Source organism: Brachybacterium squillarum M-6-3, from assembly GCF_000225825.1.
Lineage (GTDB): Bacteria > Actinomycetota > Actinomycetes > Actinomycetales > Dermabacteraceae > Brachybacterium > Brachybacterium squillarum.
Map to the genome: position 1 here is coordinate 983,341 of NZ_AGBX01000001.1, position 16,548 is coordinate 999,888.

The 16,548-nt window shown below is 75.6% G+C and carries 15 protein-coding genes; 8 read left to right on the forward strand and 7 right to left on the reverse strand.

Annotation, left to right across the window (positions count from 1 at the left end):
• Window positions 1-111: 111 nt before the first annotated feature.
• Window positions 112-489: a CPBP family intramembrane glutamic endopeptidase gene (locus OM98_RS04370; RefSeq protein ID WP_010533366.1), complete on the reverse strand. Its 378-nt coding sequence runs from the start codon at window positions 487-489 to the stop codon at window positions 112-114.
• Between the two features lie 157 nt (window positions 490-646).
• Here OM98_RS04370 and OM98_RS04375 point away from each other — a divergent pair, with 157 nt between their 5' ends.
• A complete protein-coding gene (locus OM98_RS04375) occupies window positions 647-2,113 on the forward strand; it encodes a hypothetical protein (protein WP_010533367.1) in 1,467 nt (488 codons plus the stop codon).
• Window positions 2,114-2,173: 60 nt separating this feature from the next.
• Here OM98_RS04375 and OM98_RS15795 read toward each other — a convergent pair whose 3' ends face one another.
• On the reverse strand, window positions 2,174-2,329 hold the full coding sequence (locus OM98_RS15795) for a hypothetical protein (protein ID WP_175285939.1): 156 nt from the start codon (window positions 2,327-2,329) through the stop codon (window positions 2,174-2,176).
• A 359-nt stretch (window positions 2,330-2,688) separates the two neighbouring features.
• Here OM98_RS15795 and OM98_RS04380 point away from each other — a divergent pair, with 359 nt between their 5' ends.
• Together OM98_RS04380 and idi are read left to right on the forward strand one after the other, a co-directional pair.
• A complete protein-coding gene (locus tag OM98_RS04380; RefSeq protein ID WP_139017567.1) occupies window positions 2,689-3,309 on the forward strand; it encodes a CPBP family intramembrane glutamic endopeptidase in 621 nt (206 codons plus the stop codon).
• Window positions 3,306-3,917 (forward strand): isopentenyl-diphosphate Delta-isomerase, encoded by a 612-nt coding sequence (idi, locus tag OM98_RS04385; RefSeq protein WP_010533369.1) that lies wholly within the window; start codon window positions 3,306-3,308, stop codon window positions 3,915-3,917. The genes OM98_RS04380 and idi overlap by 4 nt, the downstream gene beginning before the upstream one ends.
• Window positions 3,918-3,944: 27 nt before the next feature.
• On the opposite strand, the gene crtI is transcribed toward idi, so the two are convergent.
• From crtI to OM98_RS04400, 3 genes are read right to left on the reverse strand one after another with little or no spacing between them, the layout of a single operon-like run.
• Window positions 3,945-5,537 (reverse strand): phytoene desaturase family protein, encoded by a 1,593-nt coding sequence (crtI, locus tag OM98_RS04390; protein WP_010533370.1) that lies wholly within the window; start codon window positions 5,535-5,537, stop codon window positions 3,945-3,947.
• Complete coding sequence (locus tag OM98_RS04395; protein ID WP_010533371.1) at window positions 5,534-6,481, reverse strand: phytoene/squalene synthase family protein; 948 nt, start codon at window positions 6,479-6,481, stop codon at window positions 5,534-5,536. Before OM98_RS04395 ends, crtI begins: the two co-directional genes overlap by 4 nt.
• A complete protein-coding gene (locus tag OM98_RS04400; protein ID WP_010533372.1) occupies window positions 6,478-7,584 on the reverse strand; it encodes a polyprenyl synthetase family protein in 1,107 nt (368 codons plus the stop codon). Before OM98_RS04400 ends, OM98_RS04395 begins: the two co-directional genes overlap by 4 nt.
• 178 nt (window positions 7,585-7,762) lie before the next feature.
• Here OM98_RS04400 and OM98_RS04405 point away from each other — a divergent pair, with 178 nt between their 5' ends.
• The 5 genes from OM98_RS04405 (at window position 7,763) to OM98_RS04425 (ending at window position 13,645) form a co-directional block, all read left to right on the forward strand.
• Entirely contained in the window at window positions 7,763-9,310 is a 1,548-nt protein-coding gene (locus OM98_RS04405) for an SDR family oxidoreductase (RefSeq protein WP_010533373.1), read from the forward strand.
• A 207-nt stretch (window positions 9,311-9,517) separates the two neighbouring features.
• Entirely contained in the window at window positions 9,518-10,570 is a 1,053-nt protein-coding gene (locus OM98_RS04410) for a CAAX protease (protein WP_139017568.1), read from the forward strand.
• Window positions 10,571-10,619: 49 nt separating this feature from the next.
• Window positions 10,620-11,558: a serine hydrolase domain-containing protein gene (locus tag OM98_RS04415; protein WP_010533375.1), complete on the forward strand. Its 939-nt coding sequence runs from the start codon at window positions 10,620-10,622 to the stop codon at window positions 11,556-11,558.
• Between the two features lie 98 nt (window positions 11,559-11,656).
• Entirely contained in the window at window positions 11,657-12,970 is a 1,314-nt protein-coding gene (locus OM98_RS04420; RefSeq protein ID WP_010533376.1) for a hemolysin family protein, read from the forward strand.
• On the forward strand, window positions 12,971-13,645 hold the full coding sequence (locus OM98_RS04425) for a DUF998 domain-containing protein (RefSeq protein WP_010533377.1): 675 nt from the start codon (window positions 12,971-12,973) through the stop codon (window positions 13,643-13,645).
• On the opposite strand, the gene OM98_RS04430 is transcribed toward OM98_RS04425, so the two are convergent.
• Together OM98_RS04430 and OM98_RS04435 are read right to left on the reverse strand one after the other, a co-directional pair.
• Window positions 13,630-15,075: a glycosyltransferase family 39 protein gene (locus OM98_RS04430; RefSeq protein ID WP_139017569.1), complete on the reverse strand. Its 1,446-nt coding sequence runs from the start codon at window positions 15,073-15,075 to the stop codon at window positions 13,630-13,632. The genes OM98_RS04425 and OM98_RS04430 overlap by 16 nt on opposite strands.
• Window positions 15,076-15,092: 17 nt before the next feature.
• Entirely contained in the window at window positions 15,093-16,334 is a 1,242-nt protein-coding gene (locus OM98_RS04435; RefSeq protein WP_010533379.1) for a nucleotide disphospho-sugar-binding domain-containing protein, read from the reverse strand.
• Window positions 16,335-16,548: the final 214 nt, after the last annotated feature.

The window sequence follows — 16,548 nt, forward strand, 5'->3', positions numbered from 1 at the left end:
CCTCCTGGGGCGAGGGCGAGGCACGTCGCCGGCCTCGCGGACGGTGCGCTCCGGCGGGGCGACGATGCGCGCCGGGCGTAAGGGCACCCTACGCCCCCATGCTCCGCCCGGTCAGGCGACCAGCACCCCGACCAGCAGATTCACCGCGGCGTGGACCAAGGCACCGGGCAGCACGGAGCCGCTGCGGTGGCGCAGCCAGCCGAGCATCCAGCCGGCGAGGAACTGCACCGGCAGGATCGGCCATATCCGCGGGTCGACGGCCAGCAGCAGCGCGTGCGGCAGCAGGAACACGACCGCCTGCGCGGTGTTCCCCACCCAGAAGCCGAGCCGACGGATCAGCACCCCGCCGATCAGCCCGCGGAACAGGATCTCCTCGCCGACCATGAGGCCCTGTCGCTTCCGCGCCTCCGCGGCCCCGAGGCGCGAGCGACGGCCCAGCACCGCGAGGTAGATCAGGCTGGGGATGCTGAAGAGCAGGAGCTCACCCATGCCCGGAGCGTAGGACACGGCGCCGCCCGGCCGGTCCGGAATCGCCCGTTCGTCACCGCCTGCCCGTAGGCTCGTCCCGCACGCAGGGCAGCAGCAGGGAAGGTCGGGGACAGGGATGGCAGGACGACCCCTCGGGGCACGGGTTCCACGACGCACGATGATCGCCGGGGCCGCGGTGCTCGCCCTGGCCCCGACACTCGCCGCCTGCACCGGCGGGGACGGGCTGCGCGCGGTGGGGGACGCCCCGGAGACGGCGGTGCTGCCCGCCGCCGACGGCGCCGAGGCCGCGCTCTCCCTGAGCGCCGCCCTGCTGGAGCACGCCGAGGTGGTCGCCCTGGCCGGCGACGCCGACGCTCCCGCGATGGCGGCCGTCGCCGCCGAGGCCGGGGTGCCGATGCTGGTCGGCAGCGGGGAGGCCGTGGCCGAGGAGCTGGACCGGATCGGCGCCCAGACCCTGGTGGTGGGCCCGGACACCGATCCGGGCGAGCTGGCCGAGGGACGCGAGGTGACCACGCTCGAGGACCTCGAAGCCGAGGGCGCCGCCGCGGACGTCCCCGCCCCCGAGGCGCCCGCCGAGGGCGCGCCCGTCACCGTGCTGCTCGACCCCGAGCAGGACGCGACCGTGGTGGCGGTCGCCCGTGCCGTGGCCGGCGCCGCCGGGGCGGACGTGGCCGAGATGCCCGGCGGCGAGCCCCGCCGCGACGCCGCCACCGTCGAGGCCGCCACCGCGGCCGCGGGGGAGGACCCGGCCGTCGGCATCCTCGCCCTCGGGGAGAGCTTCGGCGACACCGCCCAGCTGCTCGGCGCGATCCAGCAGGCCACGACCGTGCCGCAGCTGCCGGGCGGCGGCCAGCTCGCCTTCCCCGGCCGTCGCATGATCGCCGCCTACGGCTCCCCGGGCATCCCCTCCCTCGGGATCCTCGGCGAGCAGGACCTGGACGCGAGCATCACCCGGGTGCAGGAGCTGGCCGCCGAGTACGAGGGGCTCTCCTCCGAGCAGATCGTGCCGGCCTTCGAGGTCATCACCACCGTCGCCTCTTCCTCCGCGGGCAGCGACGGCGACTACTCCCAGGCCATCGACGTGGCGACCATCCGCGAGTGGGTCGACGCCGCCGCCGAGGCCGGGGTGTACGTGGTGCTGGACCTGCAGCCCGGCACCACCGACTTCCTCACCCAGGCGACGATGTACGAGGAGCTGCTGCTCGAACCGCACGTGGGCCTGGCCCTGGACTCCGAGTGGCGCCTCGAACCCGGGCAGCGGCACCTGGAACAGATCGGATCCGTCACCGCCGCGGAGGTCAACGAGACCGCCACCTGGCTGGCGGACCTCACCGCCGAGCACGGCCTGCCGCAGAAGGTGCTGATCCTGCACCAGTTCAGCCTCGCCATGATCTCCGACCGGGAGGACGTGGACACCTCCCGCCCCGAGCTCGCCATCACCCTGCACGCCGACGGCCACGGCAGTCCCGGCGACAAGCTCGCCACCTACGATGCCCTGCAGCAGGGCCTGCCCGGGGGCATCTGGATGGCCTGGAAGAACTTCTACGACGAGGACACCCCGACCTTCACCCCCGAGGAGACCTTCGAGGTCGAGCCGCGGCCCTGGTTCGTCTCCTACCAGTGAGGGAAGGGGGCGGGGTCGATCGGTGCGATCCGGCGGCCCCTCCGGGGTGCAGGCACGAGGTCAGCCGCCCAGCTCCCGCAGCGAGGCGACGAGGGCGGCGCGAGTGGCCTGCCCCCGACCGATCAGCAGCGGGACCGCTCCGAGACCGATCGCGAGCAGTGGCAGGGCGACCAGCCAGCCGTCGACCGCGCCCAGTCCCGTCCGGACCTCCACCACGACCGGTATGAGCGTGCCGACGGTGAGCAGTGCGAGGGCCGCGAGATCCAGGACGAGGCGGCGGCGACGGCCGAGCCTCAGCAGGGCGAGCGCCGCGGCCGGCAGGGTCCAGGAGCTCAGGCCACCGGCCAGGACGACGGCCAGGTGCAGCCCCGCCGCCGAGCAGCAGGCAGACCAGGCTCTCCGCGAGCGCGATCCCCCAGGCGCGGGGGCTGCGCCAGCGGGGCGGGGGCACGGCGGTCTCGGACATCGCCCCAGCCTACGAACGGGACGGCGGAGCGGCATCCACCGATCGGCCGACCCCGGAAGGAGCCGAGCGGCCGATGCGGGGGCGCACGCCGCGGACCGAGGCTCGGGACATGAGCATCACCCTCACTACTGCCTCCACCTCGTCCTCCGCCCTCACCCCCGAGCCCGTCCCCTTCCACCGGGTGGCCCACGCCCGCGGTGCCCGTCGGCTCTGGTTCCGCCCGCTGGTGGCGCTCGCCGTCTCCGCCCTCGCCTACGTGCTCTTCGGCATGCTCCTCCTCCTGGCCACCGCGCTGGTGGCGGACGTCGCCCCGCCGAGAGCCGTTCTCGAGCCCAGCGCCGGCTGGGCCGATCCGCTGAACCCGATGGACCAGGTGCTCGGGCACGGCTACGACCCGCTCGGGCAGGTCGGGATCGGGATCTTCGCGGTGGCGATGGGGCTGCTGGCCTGGAAGACCGGCGGCATCGAGCTGCCGATCCTGCTGCACGCCGCCAACAACACCACCCTCTTCGCGATCGCCCCGATGATCCCCGGCTCCACCGAGCAAGGTGAGGTGACCGTGCTCGGCTTCCTGGCCACGACCGTGCCGCTGCTGCTGTTCACCTCCGGGCTGTGGCGCTGGTTCGACCGGCGGGAGGGGCTGGCCCCCGGGGAGCCCTGCCGCGGGGCGGCGCCGGCGCGGTGCGCGCGTCCCGTCCCGGCAGCCGCCCCCACTACGCTGGAGGCATGAGCCCCGCCGCGCCGACCGTGCCCCTCCCGCCCGGGACCGCCCCCGATCCGGAGGGGCCCGAGCGCGTGGTGCTGCTCTCCGACGAGGGCGCCCCCGTCGGCACCGCGCTGAAGTCCGAGGTGCACACCGAGGACACCGCGCTCCACCTGGCCTTTTCCGCCCACCTGCGCGCCCCCGACGGGCGGGTGCTGCTCACCCGTCGCGCGCTGGACAAGCGCACCTGGCCCGGCGTGTGGACCAACAGCTTCTGCGGCCACCCCGCCCCCGGGGAGCCCTTCGCCGCGGCCATCCGGCGTCGCGGCGCCGAGGAGCTGGGCCTGGACGCGGCGCTGCTGGGCGATCCCGAGGTGGTGGTGCCGGGCTTCCGCTACCGCGCCGTGGACGCCGGCGGCCTGGTCGAGCACGAGATCTGCCCCGTGCACGTGGTGGACTACCTCGGCGACCCCGAGGACCTGCCCGCCCCGAACCCCGCCGAGGTGATGGACTCCGCCTGGGTGCGCATCGAGGACGCCGCCGAGGTGGCGCGGCGGATGCCGCTGCTGCTGAGCCCCTGGTTCGTCGAGCAGCTCGCCGAGGACGGTCTGCTGCGCGGGGTCGCCGACGCCTGAGCCGGAACCGGCGATCGCCCGGGCGGCTCAGCGCGCGCCGGGCAGCGCGTCCTCCGGCAGCGGCCCGGAGCTGGTGTCGCCCCGCAGCCGCTTGACCACGTTCTCGGCGCTGATCAGGCACATCGGCAGGCCGACGCCCGGCACGGTGGTGGCGCCCGCGTACAGCAGCCCCTCCACCCGGCGGCTCGCGTTCGCGCCCCGCAGGAAGGCGGACTGCGCGAGGGTGTGGCCGGGGCCGAGCGCCCCGCCGCGCCAGGAGTGGTAGTCGGCGGCGAAGTCGGCCGGGCCGATGGTGCGGCGCACCGTGATCCGTTCGGCGAGGTCGTCGATGCCCGCCCAGTCGGCGATCTGCGCGACCGCGGCATCGACGGCGGCCTCCACCGCGGCGTCGCCGCCGCCGTCCTCGCCGCCGTGGCCGACGCTCGTGCCGTCGGCTGCATCGGGGGAGACGGGGATCAGCACGAAGAGGTTCTCCTGGCCCGCGGGCGCCACGCCGTCGTCGGTGGCGGAGGGCTTGCAGACGTAGCTGCTGGCCGGGTCCGGCACCACCGGGTCCCGGCCGAAGACCTGCGCGAAGTTGCGGTCCCAGTCGGCGGTGAAGAACAGGTTGTGGTGGCTGAGCTGCGGCAGCTCGCCCTCGACGCCCAGCAGGGCCAGCACCGCGCCGGGGCCCGAGGTGCGGCGCGTCCAGGAGCGCTCCGGGTAGGTGCGCAGGCCCTCGGGCAGCAGGCGCGTCTCGGTGTGGTGGAGGTCCGCGGCGGAGACCACCACGTCCGCGTCGATCCGCTCGGTCCCGCCGTCCGCGCTGCGGACCTCGACGCCGGTGGCGCGGGCCCGGGACTCGCCGCGGCCGCGCGGCGCGGTGCGGATCGCCGTGACCTCGCAGCCCAGGCGGATCTCGGCGCCCCCCTCGCGGGCGAGGTCCTCCAGGGCGGCCACGAAGGTGGTGAACCCGCCGCGGGGGTAGCCCACCCTGTCGTCCAGGTCCATGGAGCTCATCAGGTGGTACATGCTCGGCGCGGTCCGCGGCGCGGCGCCGAGGAAGACCGCCGGGTAGCCGAGGATCTGCCGCAGCCGCCGGTCCTGCACCGTGGCGGCGGCCCGGGAGTGCAGGGACTGCAGCAGCAGACGGGCCAGGGTCGGCACACGCGGCAGCAGTACCGGCAGGGAGCGCCACGGGATCCGCGAGAACGTCGTGTACAGGAAGTGCTTCAGCGCGAGGTCGTAGGTGCGGCCGGCCGAGTCCAGGTAGCGGTCCATCGCGGCCCCGGCGCCTGGTTCCACGCTCTCGAACAGCGCCGTGACCTGCTCGCGTCCGGAGACCACCTCGAGCATCTCCGCGTCGGGGGCGAACACCCGGTAGGCGGGGTCGAGGTCCACCAGGTCCAGGCGCTCCTCGGCGCTGGTGCCGCAGAGGCGGAAGAAGTGCTCGAAGCACTCCGGCATCAGGTACCAGGAGGGGCCGGTGTCGAAGCGGAAGCCGTCGCGCTCCCAGCTGCCGGCACGGCCGCCCACCCGGTCGCCGCGCTCCAGCACGGTCACCCGGTGCCCGTCCCGGGTCAGCAGGGCCGCGGTGGCGAGGCCCGCCACCCCGGCGCCGATCACGATCACATGGCTCACGGGTGCCTCCTGCGGGCTCGAGGGACGGGGACGACGGGCCGCAGCCGCGCCCCGGGGACGGCACGGAGGGTGCGCGCGACCAGCACGGCCTTGCGGCGGTCCGGCACCCGCACCCGGGTGCGGCGCAGCTCGGCGGCCGGCGTGCGCCGCAGGGTCGCGGACAGCTCGGCGAAGAGGTCGTGGGCGAGCTGCACCGCGGCGCGGCTGGTGGGGGGCAGCGCCGTGATCGCCCGCTGCGCGGCGGCGAGGTCGGCGTCGATGTCGTCCAGCAGGGCGTCGCGCCCGGCGTCGTCGAGGGTCGCGGGGTCCACCCCGGGGAAGTAGGCGCGCTCGCGGTCCTCCGCGTCGGCGCGCAGGTCCCGCAGGAAGTTCACCTTCTGGAAGGCGGCGCCGAGACGACGCGCCCCGGCCACCAGCTCCGGGCCGGGCTCGACGGGTTCGGGAGAGGAGTCGGTGACGAAGAGGCGCAGGCACATCAGGCCGACGACCTCGGCGGAGCCGTCCACGTACTGCGCGAAGGACTCCTCGGTGTGTGCGGCCCGCTCCAGGTCCATCCGCATCGAGGCGAAGAAGGTGGCGGTCTCCGCGGGGGTGATGCCCCCGGCGCGGGCGGCCTCGGCGAAGGCGTGCAGCACCAGGTCTGTGCTGAACCCGGTGGCCATCGCCTGCTCAGTGCGGCGCTCGTAGTCGTCCAGGGCCTCCCGCACGGCGACTGCGTCCTGCCCGCAGCCGGCGGCGGCGCCGTCGACGATCTCGTCGGCGACCCGCACCAGGGCGTACACGGCACGGGTGCGGCGCCGCACGGGCTCGCCCAGCAGACGGGTGGCCCAGCCGAAGGAGGTGGAGTAGCGGGCGATGACCGCGGCGGCCGCCTCCTGCGCGGCCCGCAGGTAGTCGGCGGCGGCCTCCCGCTCCAGCGCGTCCGGCCCGTGCGTGGCGCTCACGCGCGGCGCTCCCGCAGATCGGCGACGAGGTCGCCCAGCGCGGCGGCCAGCTCCGGCGGCAGCGCGGCCCCCTCGACGGCCTCCACCGCGGCCGAGCCGAGGCGGTCGATCCGAGCGCGGACGGCGTCCAGGGCGCCGCAGTCCTCGAGGGCCGCGGTGAGCTCGGCGATCTCGGCCTCGCGCCCCGGGGCCTGCTGGCCGTCGACCGGGGCGGTGACGGCGCCGAGCAGCGCGGTCAGCCGCTCGGCCTGCGGGGTGGCGAGCGCCGCGGCCAGCAGCGGGGTCGGCTTGCCCTCGCGCAGGTCGGCGCCTGCGGCCTTGCCGGTGAGGGACGGGGCGCCGAAGACGCCCAGCAGGTCGTCCTGCAGCTGGAAGGCGGTGCCCAGGTGCATGCCGGCGGTGTGCAGGGCCTCCACGGCCTCCGGGGCCAGTCCGGCCAGGCGTCCGCCCGCCGCGAGGGGTGCCGCGGAGGTGTACCAGGCGGTCTTCGCGGCGGAGACCTGCTCGGCGGAGTCCGCCCCGAGGGCCACCGGACCGGTGCCCGGCGGCAGGGACAGCTCCACGTCCATCAGCTCCCCGGCGGTGGTGGCCGTGACCGCCTCATCGAGGCCGCGCAGCAGCTCCGGGCCCGCCTCCTTGGCCTCCGCGGCGGCGGTGTGGATCAGGGAGTAGGCGGTGGCCATGGCGAGGTCGCCGGCGATGATGGCGCGGGCGTGCCCGCGATGGGCGGCGTCCGGCGCGGACCAGCCCTCGGCGGCGTAGCGTGCCGCGCCGCGGGTGTGCAGGGTGGGGGCGCCGCGGCGCCGGGCGTCGCGGTCGATCACGTCGTCGTGGATCACGAAGGCGGCGTGCAGCAGCTCGTAGGCGGCGGCCGTGGCGAGCGCCGCGGAGCTGGGGGCCCCGGCGGCCATCAGCACCAGGCGTGCTCGCACCCGTTTGCCGCCGGTGGCGCAGTCCAGGATCTCCTCGATCAGCGGATGCAGGGTGGCGGTCGCCGCCGGCACCAGGTCCACCCGGGCGCACAGGGCCGCCCGGATGCGGGCATCGACCTCGTCGAGCTGGTCGAGCACGCGATCGGACAGGGGGAGCGAGGCGCTCGGCATCTGTCCATTACAGCACGGTGGGCCCGGCGTTCCCACCACCGGTCCCGCCACCGGTCCCGCCGCCCACCCGAATGGTCGGGACCTGCCGCCTTCCTGGTCAGAGCGGTCCCGCCCAGGATCCCGGAGGTGACGGGCCTACGCTGGCCGGGCCCGCCCGCTCTTTTCGGAGGTGCCCCGCATGACCGAACGCCCCGCCCCGTCCGACGAATCCTCCCGGGTGCTGGTCACCGGCGCCTCCGGGTACATCGGCAGCCGCCTGGTCCCCGCCCTGCTCGAGGCGGGCGCCACCGTGCGCGCCTCCGGCCGCAGCGGCGACCGGCTGCGGGCTCGCCCCTGGGGGGAGCGGGTCGAGATCGCCGAGATGGATCTCGCCGATCGTCGCGCCGTCCGCGCGGGCCTGGCCGGGGTCGACGTCGTTGTGTTCCTCGTGCACGCGATGACCGCCGGCCACGGCTACGCCGAGCGGGAGGCGCGGATGGCGCGGGTGATGGCCGAGGAGGCGCCGCGCGCCGGCGTCGGCCGCATCGTCTACCTCTCCGGCCTGCACCCCGACACCGACCGCCTCAGCGCCCACATGGCCTCCCGGGAGCGGGTGGCGCGCATCCTCGAGCAGGAGCAGGAGCAGGGCGTCGAGGCGCCGCAGGCGGTGCCGGTCACCGTGCTGGAGGCGGCCACCGTGATCGGTGCCGGCTCCGCGAGCTTCGAGATCATCCGCCACCTCGCCGAGCGGCTGCCGGTCATGCCCGCGCCGCGCTGGGTCACCAACCGCATCGAGCCGGTCGCGATCGGCGACGTGATCCATCACCTGGTGCAGGCCTGCCTGGTCGCTGAGCCCGTCCCCGGACGCTGGGCGCTGGGCAGCGGTGAGGACGACCTGCGCTTCGCCGACCTACTGACCGGATACGCGGAGGCCGCCGGGCTGCCCAGGCGGCGGGTGGTGCCGCTGCCGGTGCCGGCCCCGCTGCTCTCTGGCACCTGGATCGGCCTGGTCACCCCCATCCCCTGGTCGCTGTCGATCCCTCTGGCGCAGTCCATGCAGCACGAGGCCGTGGCCCGCGGCCGCCGCATCGAGGAGGTGTTGGAGGCGCCCCCGGGCGGCCCCACGCCGTACCGCGAGGCCGTGGTCGCGGCGCTGGAGGCGCAGCGTTCCGGCGACCTCGAGGCCCACTGGGCCGACGACTCGCTGCTCGGGCGCCGCCCCGCCGACCCCCTGCCCGAGGACCCCACCTGGGCCGGCCACACCGTGTACACCGACCGTCGCGAGCGCCGCGCCGAGGACGTCGACCCGGACGCCGTGTGGCGCGTCATCGAGGGCATCGGCGGCGCCTCCGGGTGGTACTCGACGCCGCTGCTGTGGACCCTGCGCGGCCTGCTGGATGCCGCCGTGGGCGGGCCCGGCATGCGGCGCGGCCGCCGCGATCCGCGGTTCCTGCGGGTCGGGGACGCCGTGGACTGGTGGCGCGTCGAGCACCTCGAGCGCGGGCACCTGCTGACCCTGCGCGCCGAGATGCGGATGACCGGCCGCGCCTGGCTGCAGCTCGCCGTCGAACCGGGGGAGGGCGGCCGCGGCGTCGTCTACCGCCAGCGGGCCGTCTACTTCCCCGACGGGCTGATGGGCCGGCTCTACTGGTTCGCGATCCTGCCCTTCCATGCTCTCGTCTTCCCCGCCATGGCCCGGAACATCCTGGCGGCGGCTCGTCAGGAGGGGGACGCGGAGGAGCGCTGAGGCCCTCCGCGGTGAACGGCAGGACACGGGAAGGTCACGGTCCTGACGCGGGTGGCCGAGGTCATGCCACGCGGGGGTGGACGCGCGCGCGGATCCGCCTAGAGTTGGCGCGTCATGCGCCGCGTCAAAGATCCCCTCTCGGGCCTTCCTGCCCACGCCCGGAAGTGCCGGGCGGTGCACGCCCGTCAGCCCGTGCCCTTCCACCGGATGGCGACCCTGCGACCCGAGTGGTCCGCCGGGCCGCGTCCCCTGCTCACCGTGCTGGCCGCCGTCATCGCCTTCACCCTGATGGCCTCCGTGCTGCTGGTGGCGACCGTGCTGATCCTGGCGCTGGCCCCCGGGGTGAACATCGCCCTGGGCGTGACCAGCGGTGACCCCACCAGCCCGCTCGACGTGGGCCTCGCGCTGGCGATGGGTGCGCTCTGGCTGCCCGCCGGCATCGTCGCAGTGCGGGTGGGCGGCTGGCGGCCGCTCGGCACCGCCGGCTCCGTGGCAGCGAAGATCCGTCGCCGCCTGCTGGGCTCCAGCGCCCTCGGCGTGGTGCTGGCCGGCCTCGGCGTGGTCTCCCTCGCCGCCGCCGCGGGCGCGATCGTCGCCGCGGTGCTCGGCACGGGCGACGGCACCGGGCTGGAGACCGGCAGCGAGGACTCCTCCACCGGGCTCGCCGCCCTGCGCCGCGCCGCCGTCGTCGTGATCGCCCTGGTGCTGGCGCCGCTGCAGGCCATCGGCATGGAGCTGAGCATGCGGGCCGTGCCGATGCAGGCCGTCGGCAGCCGCTGGCGCTCCCCGCTCCTCGCGATCGCGGCGGCGACCCTGCTGGCGCTCGTGGCCCGCGAGCTCAGCGTCGCCGTGCTGATCCCGGCGCTCACCCTGGCCTGCTGCGCCGCGGTGCTGGCCTGGAAGAGCGGCGGCCTGGAGCTGCCCGTCCTGCTCACCGGCACCGTCACCCTGGTCTCCGTGGTCCTCGCCGCCGTGCTCAGTGGGGTCGGCGCGATCGGCTCGGGCGCGGCCGCCGGGGCCTCCGCCCTGGTCGCCGCCTCCGCCGCGCCCGGCACCTCCAACGCTGCCCTGCCCTCCGCGGTCGCCGCCTCCGACGTGCTGGGCTCCGCCGCGCTCGCCGGCGGCATCGCCGGGGCGGGCGGCCTGATCGTCGTCACCGTCGTGCTGGCCCGCGTGATCGGCACCCGCTCCAGCGTCCGCGCCCTGCAGCCCGTGGGCCGCGACTGCCACGCCCCCGTGCCGGAGCCCGTCGCCGTCTGACCGCTGCCGTGCGGCCCGTTCGTCGGGGTCCGGGCCTAGGCTCGAAAGCATGAGCCCCGCCGCCGAGCGCACTGCTGAGACCCCGGACCCGCTCCTGCTGCTGCCCCTGCGCCAGCGCATCCACGAGCAGCGCCTCGGGGTGCGGGCCCTGCACCTGCACCGTCCTGGCCGGGCGCCGCTGGTGCACCGCTTCGTCGACGACACCGCCGAGAACGTCTACTCCGTCTCCAAGACCGTCACCGCCCTCGCCGTCGGCATCGCCCGCGCCGAAGGTCTGCTGGAGATCGAGGACCGGCTCGTCGACCACCTCCCCGCCCCCGCGGGCGGATACGGCGAGGGGGTCGAGCAGATCCGACTGCGCCACCTTCTGCAGATGACCTCCGGCTCGCCGGTCACCTGCTTCGTCGACATCGAGCGCGAGCACCCCGATCCCGCCTCCCTGTTCCTCGCCACCGACCTGGTGCACGCCCCGGGGGTGCGCTTCGAGTACTCCAACGGCGGCGTGCTGATGCTCTCCCGCGTCGTCACCGAGGCCACCGGGCTCTCCCTGCGCGACTGGCTGCTGCCGCGCCTGTTCCACCCCCTCGGCATCCTGAACCCGCAGTGGGCCACGACCCGCGCCGGCCACACCTGGGGCGCCACCGGCCTGCAGCTGCGCAGCGGCCAGATGGCCCGCCTCGGCGACGTCCTGGCCGGGGGCGGCACCGTCGACGGCCAGGCCCTGGTGCCGGGGGAGTGGGTCGCCGCGATGCACGCCGCGGACTCCCTCGTCCCCACCGGCGACGCCGAGCCGGAGAGCGCCCGCTACGGCCACGGCATCTGGGACTGCACGGTGCCCGGCGCGTGGCGGGCCGACGGTGCTTACGGCCAGTTCCTGCTGGTCCTGCCAGCGCAGGAGGCGATGCTCGCGGTCACCTCGCACCTCGAGGGCCGCGGCGGCGCCGAGATCCTGCGCGCCGTGTGGCAGGAGCTGCTGCCGCTGCTGTGAGCCGGGCGGGCCGCGCAGGGCGAGAGCGGCTGTGAGCCGCGCTTCCTCCCGTCCGCGACCTGGGGGTTCGCTGAGCCGCGCACGGTAGCGTGGCCGCCATGGATCCCTCCGTCCTGGTCAACATCGCGCTCGTGCTGCTCTTCGTCATCATCGGTGGCGTGTTCGCCGGCACCGAGATGGCGATCGTGAACCTGCGGGAGTCCCAGATCGACCAGCTCGAGGAGAGCGGGGAGCGCGGCGCCGCGACCGCCCGCCTGGTCCGCGACCCCAACCTGTTCCTCTCCGCCGTGCAGATCGGCGTGACCGTCGCCGGGTTCTTCTCCTCGGCCTACGGCGCCTCGACCATCGCGCCCTCCCTCGCCCCCGTGCTGGAGCGCCTGGGGCTCAGCTCCGGGGCCGCCGGCACCGCGGCTCTGATCGTGATGACGCTGATCATCGCCTACCTCTCCCTCGTGCTAGGCGAGCTCGTGCCCAAGCGCCTGGCCATGCAGAACGCGATGGCGCTGACCAAGGTCGTCGGCCCGCCGCTGAACGTCTTCGGCCGCCTCATGCGCCCCGTCATCTGGCTGCTGTCCGTCTCCACAAACCTGGTGGTGCGGCTGCTCGGCGGCGATCCGCACGCCAACCGCGAGGCCGTCTCCTCCGAGGAGATCCGCGCGATGGTCCGCGACTCCGACGCCCTCGAGGAGGCCGAGTCCCGCGTGCTCGCCGACGTCTTCGACGCCTCCGAGCGCACCGTCTCCGAGGTGATGCGCCCCCGCCACCAGGTCGACTTCCTCGACGGCGCCATGACCGTCGGCGAGGCCCGCCGCCTGATCCGCAGCAGCGGCCATTCCCGCTACCCCGTCACCGGGGAGGACCTCGACGACGTGCTCGGCTTCGTGCACGTGCGCGACCTGCTGCATGCCGAGGACGACGCCGTCACCACCCTCGCCGCGATCGTGCGACCCATCGAGCACGTGCCCGGAACCGTCGCAGTACTCTCGGCCCTGAACTGGATGCGGGCCCAGGCGCAGCAGATCGCCGTGGTGATCGACGAGTACGGCGGCACCGACGGCATCGTCACCCTCGAGGACCTGCTGGAGGAGCTCGTCGGCGAGATCTATGACGAATTCGACCAGGCCGGCGCCACCGTCACCGGGGAGCAGGCCGCGGTGATCGAGGGCGAGATCGACGGCGGGCTGATCCTGCAGGAGTTCGAGGCCACCACCGGCATCGAGTTGCCCGACACCGGCGGCTACGAGACTGTGGGCGGCTTCGTGATGGCGCGCCTGGGCCGCATCGCCGAGGTTGGTGACGAGGTGCAGGTCGAGGGCGGGCACCTCACCGTCACCGCGATGGACGAGCGCCGCGTGGCGACCGTGCACCTCAGCCGCGACCCGGCCGCGGAGGACGAGGCGCAGGAGGACTGAGTGGACCGGCGCGGCGGCGAGGCTGACCGGCGGCTGCGCCTCGGCGCGCTCCTGCTGTTCGCAGCCGTCACCGTGCTGCTGCTCGCGGCCGCCGGGGCCGTGAGCGCCCCGCAGGTGCGGTACGTCTGGCCGCTCAGCATGATCAGCGACCTGGGCTCCGGCACCTGCTTCTCCGCCGACGGCCGCTGGATCTGCTCCCCCCGCGCCGGCGCGTTCAACGCGGGCCTGGTCCTCACCGGGGTCCTGCTGACGGCGGCGGTCGCGGTGCTCGGACGGCGCTGGGGTCCCTGGCTGCGGGCGGCCCTGCTCACGGTGGCGCTCGGCCTGCTGCTGCTGGCCGTCTTCCCCTCCGACGCGGCGCCGCGGATCCACCTCGCCGCGGCCGTGCTCGCCCTGCCGCTGACCTCGGCCCTGCTGCTGGTCAGCGGCATCCGCGAGGAGACGGTGCGGGGGTCATGGGACGTACCGGCCGTGCCGGCCGTACCGCGCCTGCGCGCCGTCCTGGCCGCGGTCTCCCTGGCCTCGACCATCGCCCACCTGGTGCCCTCCTGGCGGATCCGCGGGGCGGCCGAGCTGATCTCCCTGCTCGCGCTGGTGCTGATCGTGCTGCTCGAGTCCGGGGTCCTCGAGCGCACGGCCCGGATGGTGCGGCGGGACGCTCAGCCGCCCAGGTGACGGAAGGCCGGCCAGACGGCGTCCCAGCCGCCGATCGGGCCCCGGCAGCGCAGCATCGGCGAGCCGGCCACGCCGAAGGGGTCGCTCGACGCGGCCTCCAGGGTCCCGGCGTCCGTGCAGTGCGCGAAATGGCCCGAGAGGCCCGTGCTGCGCTCGCCGACCAGCAGCACCTCCGGCGTGCCCGGCGGCCCCAGCTCCCACAGCGCGTTGTGCCCCGACGCGATCGGGATCGGCGCGGACCTGCCCTCGCCCTCGTGGGCGATGGCGCCCGCCAGGGCGTAGCCGTCGGTCACCACCCCCACCCCGTCGCCGCCGCGCGCCCGCTGGACCTGGTCGACGTAGGCCGGCCAGGAGGCCTGGTCCCGCAGCGTCGGGTTCACGGCCGCGACCACCGAGAAGGCGGGGGAGCCCAGCGGCACCAGGGGGAGCACCAGCAGCGCGGCGACCACGGCGTTCGCGGCCACCACCGCCGGGGCGCGGCGCCAGATCCGGCTGCCGGCCTCCCGGGCCGGGCCCCAGCCCAGCGCCAGGGCGCACAGGGCCAGACCCACCGGGTAGTAGGGCTGCGCCGGGCCCAGCAGGGTGAACACCACCAGCACCGCCATCGCCGGCGCCAACAGCCCGAGCAGGCCGGTGCCCGCCTCCGACCAGCGCAGCCCGCGCAGCCACACCAGCAGCAGCGGGGGGCCCACGAACACCACCAGCAGGGGCAGCACCAGCAGCCGGTTCAGGTCCCCCGAGGAAGCGACGAGATCGGCGGAGACCTCCCGCATCGGCCACCCGTGCAGCGCCTGCGCGAGCAGCTGCGGCCCCCCGATCAGGGCCGCCGCGAGCGCCCCCAGCAGGGCCGGGCGGGTGCGCAGCAGGTCGCGCCGCACCAGCAGCAGGGAGACCACCAGGACGCCCGCCAGCGGCAGGATCAGCAGCTTGTTCCAGCAGGCCAGGCCGACGAGTATCCCCGCGGGCAGCAGCGCTTGCGGCCGCCCCCGATCGGCCGCCACCACCATGAGCACCACCGCCTGCCAGGCCAGCAGGTCCAGGGTCGCCGTCAGCAGCACGTGCCCCATGATCAGCGGGTACACGGTGGTGGCGTGCGCCCAGGCCGCGACCGACTGCACCCGCCGGTCGAAGCCCTGCACCCGGGGGAAGGCCCCGGCCAGCAGCGCCCCCGCGGCCGCCGCCAGCGCCGCCGGGACCCGCTGCACCCAGCCGGCCTCGCCGAACTGCGTCATCAGCTGGGTGAGGGCCACGGTCAGCGGCGGCTGGTCCTCGTACCACCAGCGCAGCGGCAGCATCCGGAAGTAGAGCTCGTCCCCGTGCAGCCCGTAGCGGCCGCCCGTGGCCAGCAGCACCACCAGCACGGTCAGCGCCGCAAGGGTGCCCGGCGGTATCCGTTCGTGCCATCTCGTGGTGCCCGGACCGCGGCGCATGGGGGGCGAGGCGACGCTCACGGCGTCCCCGCGCCGGAGCGCCGAGCCCCGGAGTGCGCGAGGACCCGTTCGAGGTGGCGCACCGCCGTCCCGGTGCCGTCCTCGGCCCGCACCTGCTCGCCGAGAGCCGCGGCCCGACGCCGCGGCGCCTCCCGCAGGCCCTGCTCGAGGGCCCGGGCGAGGCGGTCCGCCGTCAGCAGGGCACGCGGCAGCGGAGGCGGGGAGATGCCGAGGCGCTGCGCCCGGTGCCCCCAGAAGAACTGGTCCGCGACGTGCGGCACCACCACCGTGGGGACGCCCGCGCGGGCGGCGGCCCCGGTGGTGCCCGCCCCGCCGTGGTGGACGGCCAGGGCCACCCGGGCGAACAGCGCTTCGTGCGGCACCGCGCCGAGGCCGCGCACCGTGCCGTCCTCCCAGCCCTCCGTGCCCGGCAGCTGCAGGGCGACGCGCACGCCGACGCGGCGGGCCGCCGTGCTCGCGAGCTCCCACAGCCGCTCGGGATGCGCCTGCGGCATCGAGCCGAAGCCCATCGCCACCCAGGTCCCCGCGGACAGCGGCTCCACCCCAGGAATGTTCGGGTCCCTTTGCCCCTCCGGCTCCTGCCACCAGCCCGTCACCGCGGCGTCGACCGGCAGGCCGGCCAGCAGGCGCGGGCTCACGGCCAGCAGGGAGCCGTGGGTGGTGCCGGTCAGCCCGGCGGGGTGATGGGGGTGCAGCCGCAGCCGGCACCGTCGCCAGCCGCCGTCGAAGCCGCCCAGGTAGGGTTCGGCGCGCCGCATCCCCGCCCGCAGCGCCCGGCGCGCCGGCTCGGGCAGCGCCCAGGCGTAGGGCAGCAGCGGCATCGGGCCGTGCAGGGCCTCGTTCTCGGGCCACTGGTGGGCGCGCACCACCGGCACGCCCCGCTGCCGGGCCACGTCCACCGCGCCGATCGCGAAGGTCGAGGCGAGCAGCAGGTCGGCGCCCTCGAGCGCGGCTGAGACCGGGGCCGCGACGGCGGAGACGAAGGCGGCGAACTCGCCGCGGGCCCGGTTCAGGCCCACCGGATCGAGGCGGCGCAGCGCCCGCCCGCCGGGCCCGGCCAGCAGCTGGTGGGCGTCCCCGGGCACGGTGCGGACGACCGCCCCCGCAGGGGCGGTGTCGCGGAAGGACTCGTGCGTGACCAGCACCGGCTCGTGGCCCTCGCGGAGCAACCGGGCGGCCAGGGCGGCGAAGGGGACCGCATCCCCCCGGGTGCCGACCGTCGCCAGGACGACCCTCACCGGACCGCCTCGCACATCATCGCCCCAGCGTACCCGCGCGGAGAACGGGCTCCCCCTGCACCATCACTGCGTATATCGCCGAGAAGGTGCACCGGGAGCCCGTTCTCAGCGGCCGGAACCGGCTGCTGTGCGGTGGTGAGGGTGGGCGGGGACTGTGCACGGAGAAACACCGCCCGGGCCGACCACGGCTCGGCGCACGGGTCTAGGCTCGAAC

Bases quoted from the DNA above. Each gene is read 5' to 3' on its own strand.
- OM98_RS04415 (WP_010533375.1), top strand. From the start codon at position 10,620: ATGAGCCCCGCCGCCGAGCGCACTGCTGAGACCCCGGACCCGCTCCTG.
- idi (WP_010533369.1), top strand. From the start codon at position 3,306: ATGAGCCCCGCCGCGCCGACCGTGCCCCTCCCGCCCGGGACCGCCCCC.
- OM98_RS04410 (WP_139017568.1), top strand. From the start codon at position 9,518: ATGGCGACCCTGCGACCCGAGTGGTCCGCCGGGCCGCGTCCCCTGCTC.
- OM98_RS04380 (WP_139017567.1), top strand. From the start codon at position 2,689: ATGAGCATCACCCTCACTACTGCCTCCACCTCGTCCTCCGCCCTCACC.
- OM98_RS04430 (WP_139017569.1), bottom strand. From the start codon at position 15,075: ATGCGCCGCGGTCCGGGCACCACGAGATGGCACGAACGGATACCGCCG.
- OM98_RS04370 (WP_010533366.1), bottom strand. From the start codon at position 489: ATGGGTGAGCTCCTGCTCTTCAGCATCCCCAGCCTGATCTACCTCGCG.
- OM98_RS04400 (WP_010533372.1), bottom strand. From the start codon at position 7,584: ATGCCGAGCGCCTCGCTCCCCCTGTCCGATCGCGTGCTCGACCAGCTC.
- OM98_RS04375 (WP_010533367.1), top strand. From the start codon at position 647: ATGATCGCCGGGGCCGCGGTGCTCGCCCTGGCCCCGACACTCGCCGCC.
- OM98_RS04420 (WP_010533376.1), top strand. From the start codon at position 11,657: ATGGATCCCTCCGTCCTGGTCAACATCGCGCTCGTGCTGCTCTTCGTC.
- OM98_RS04405 (WP_010533373.1), top strand. From the start codon at position 7,763: ATGACCGAACGCCCCGCCCCGTCCGACGAATCCTCCCGGGTGCTGGTC.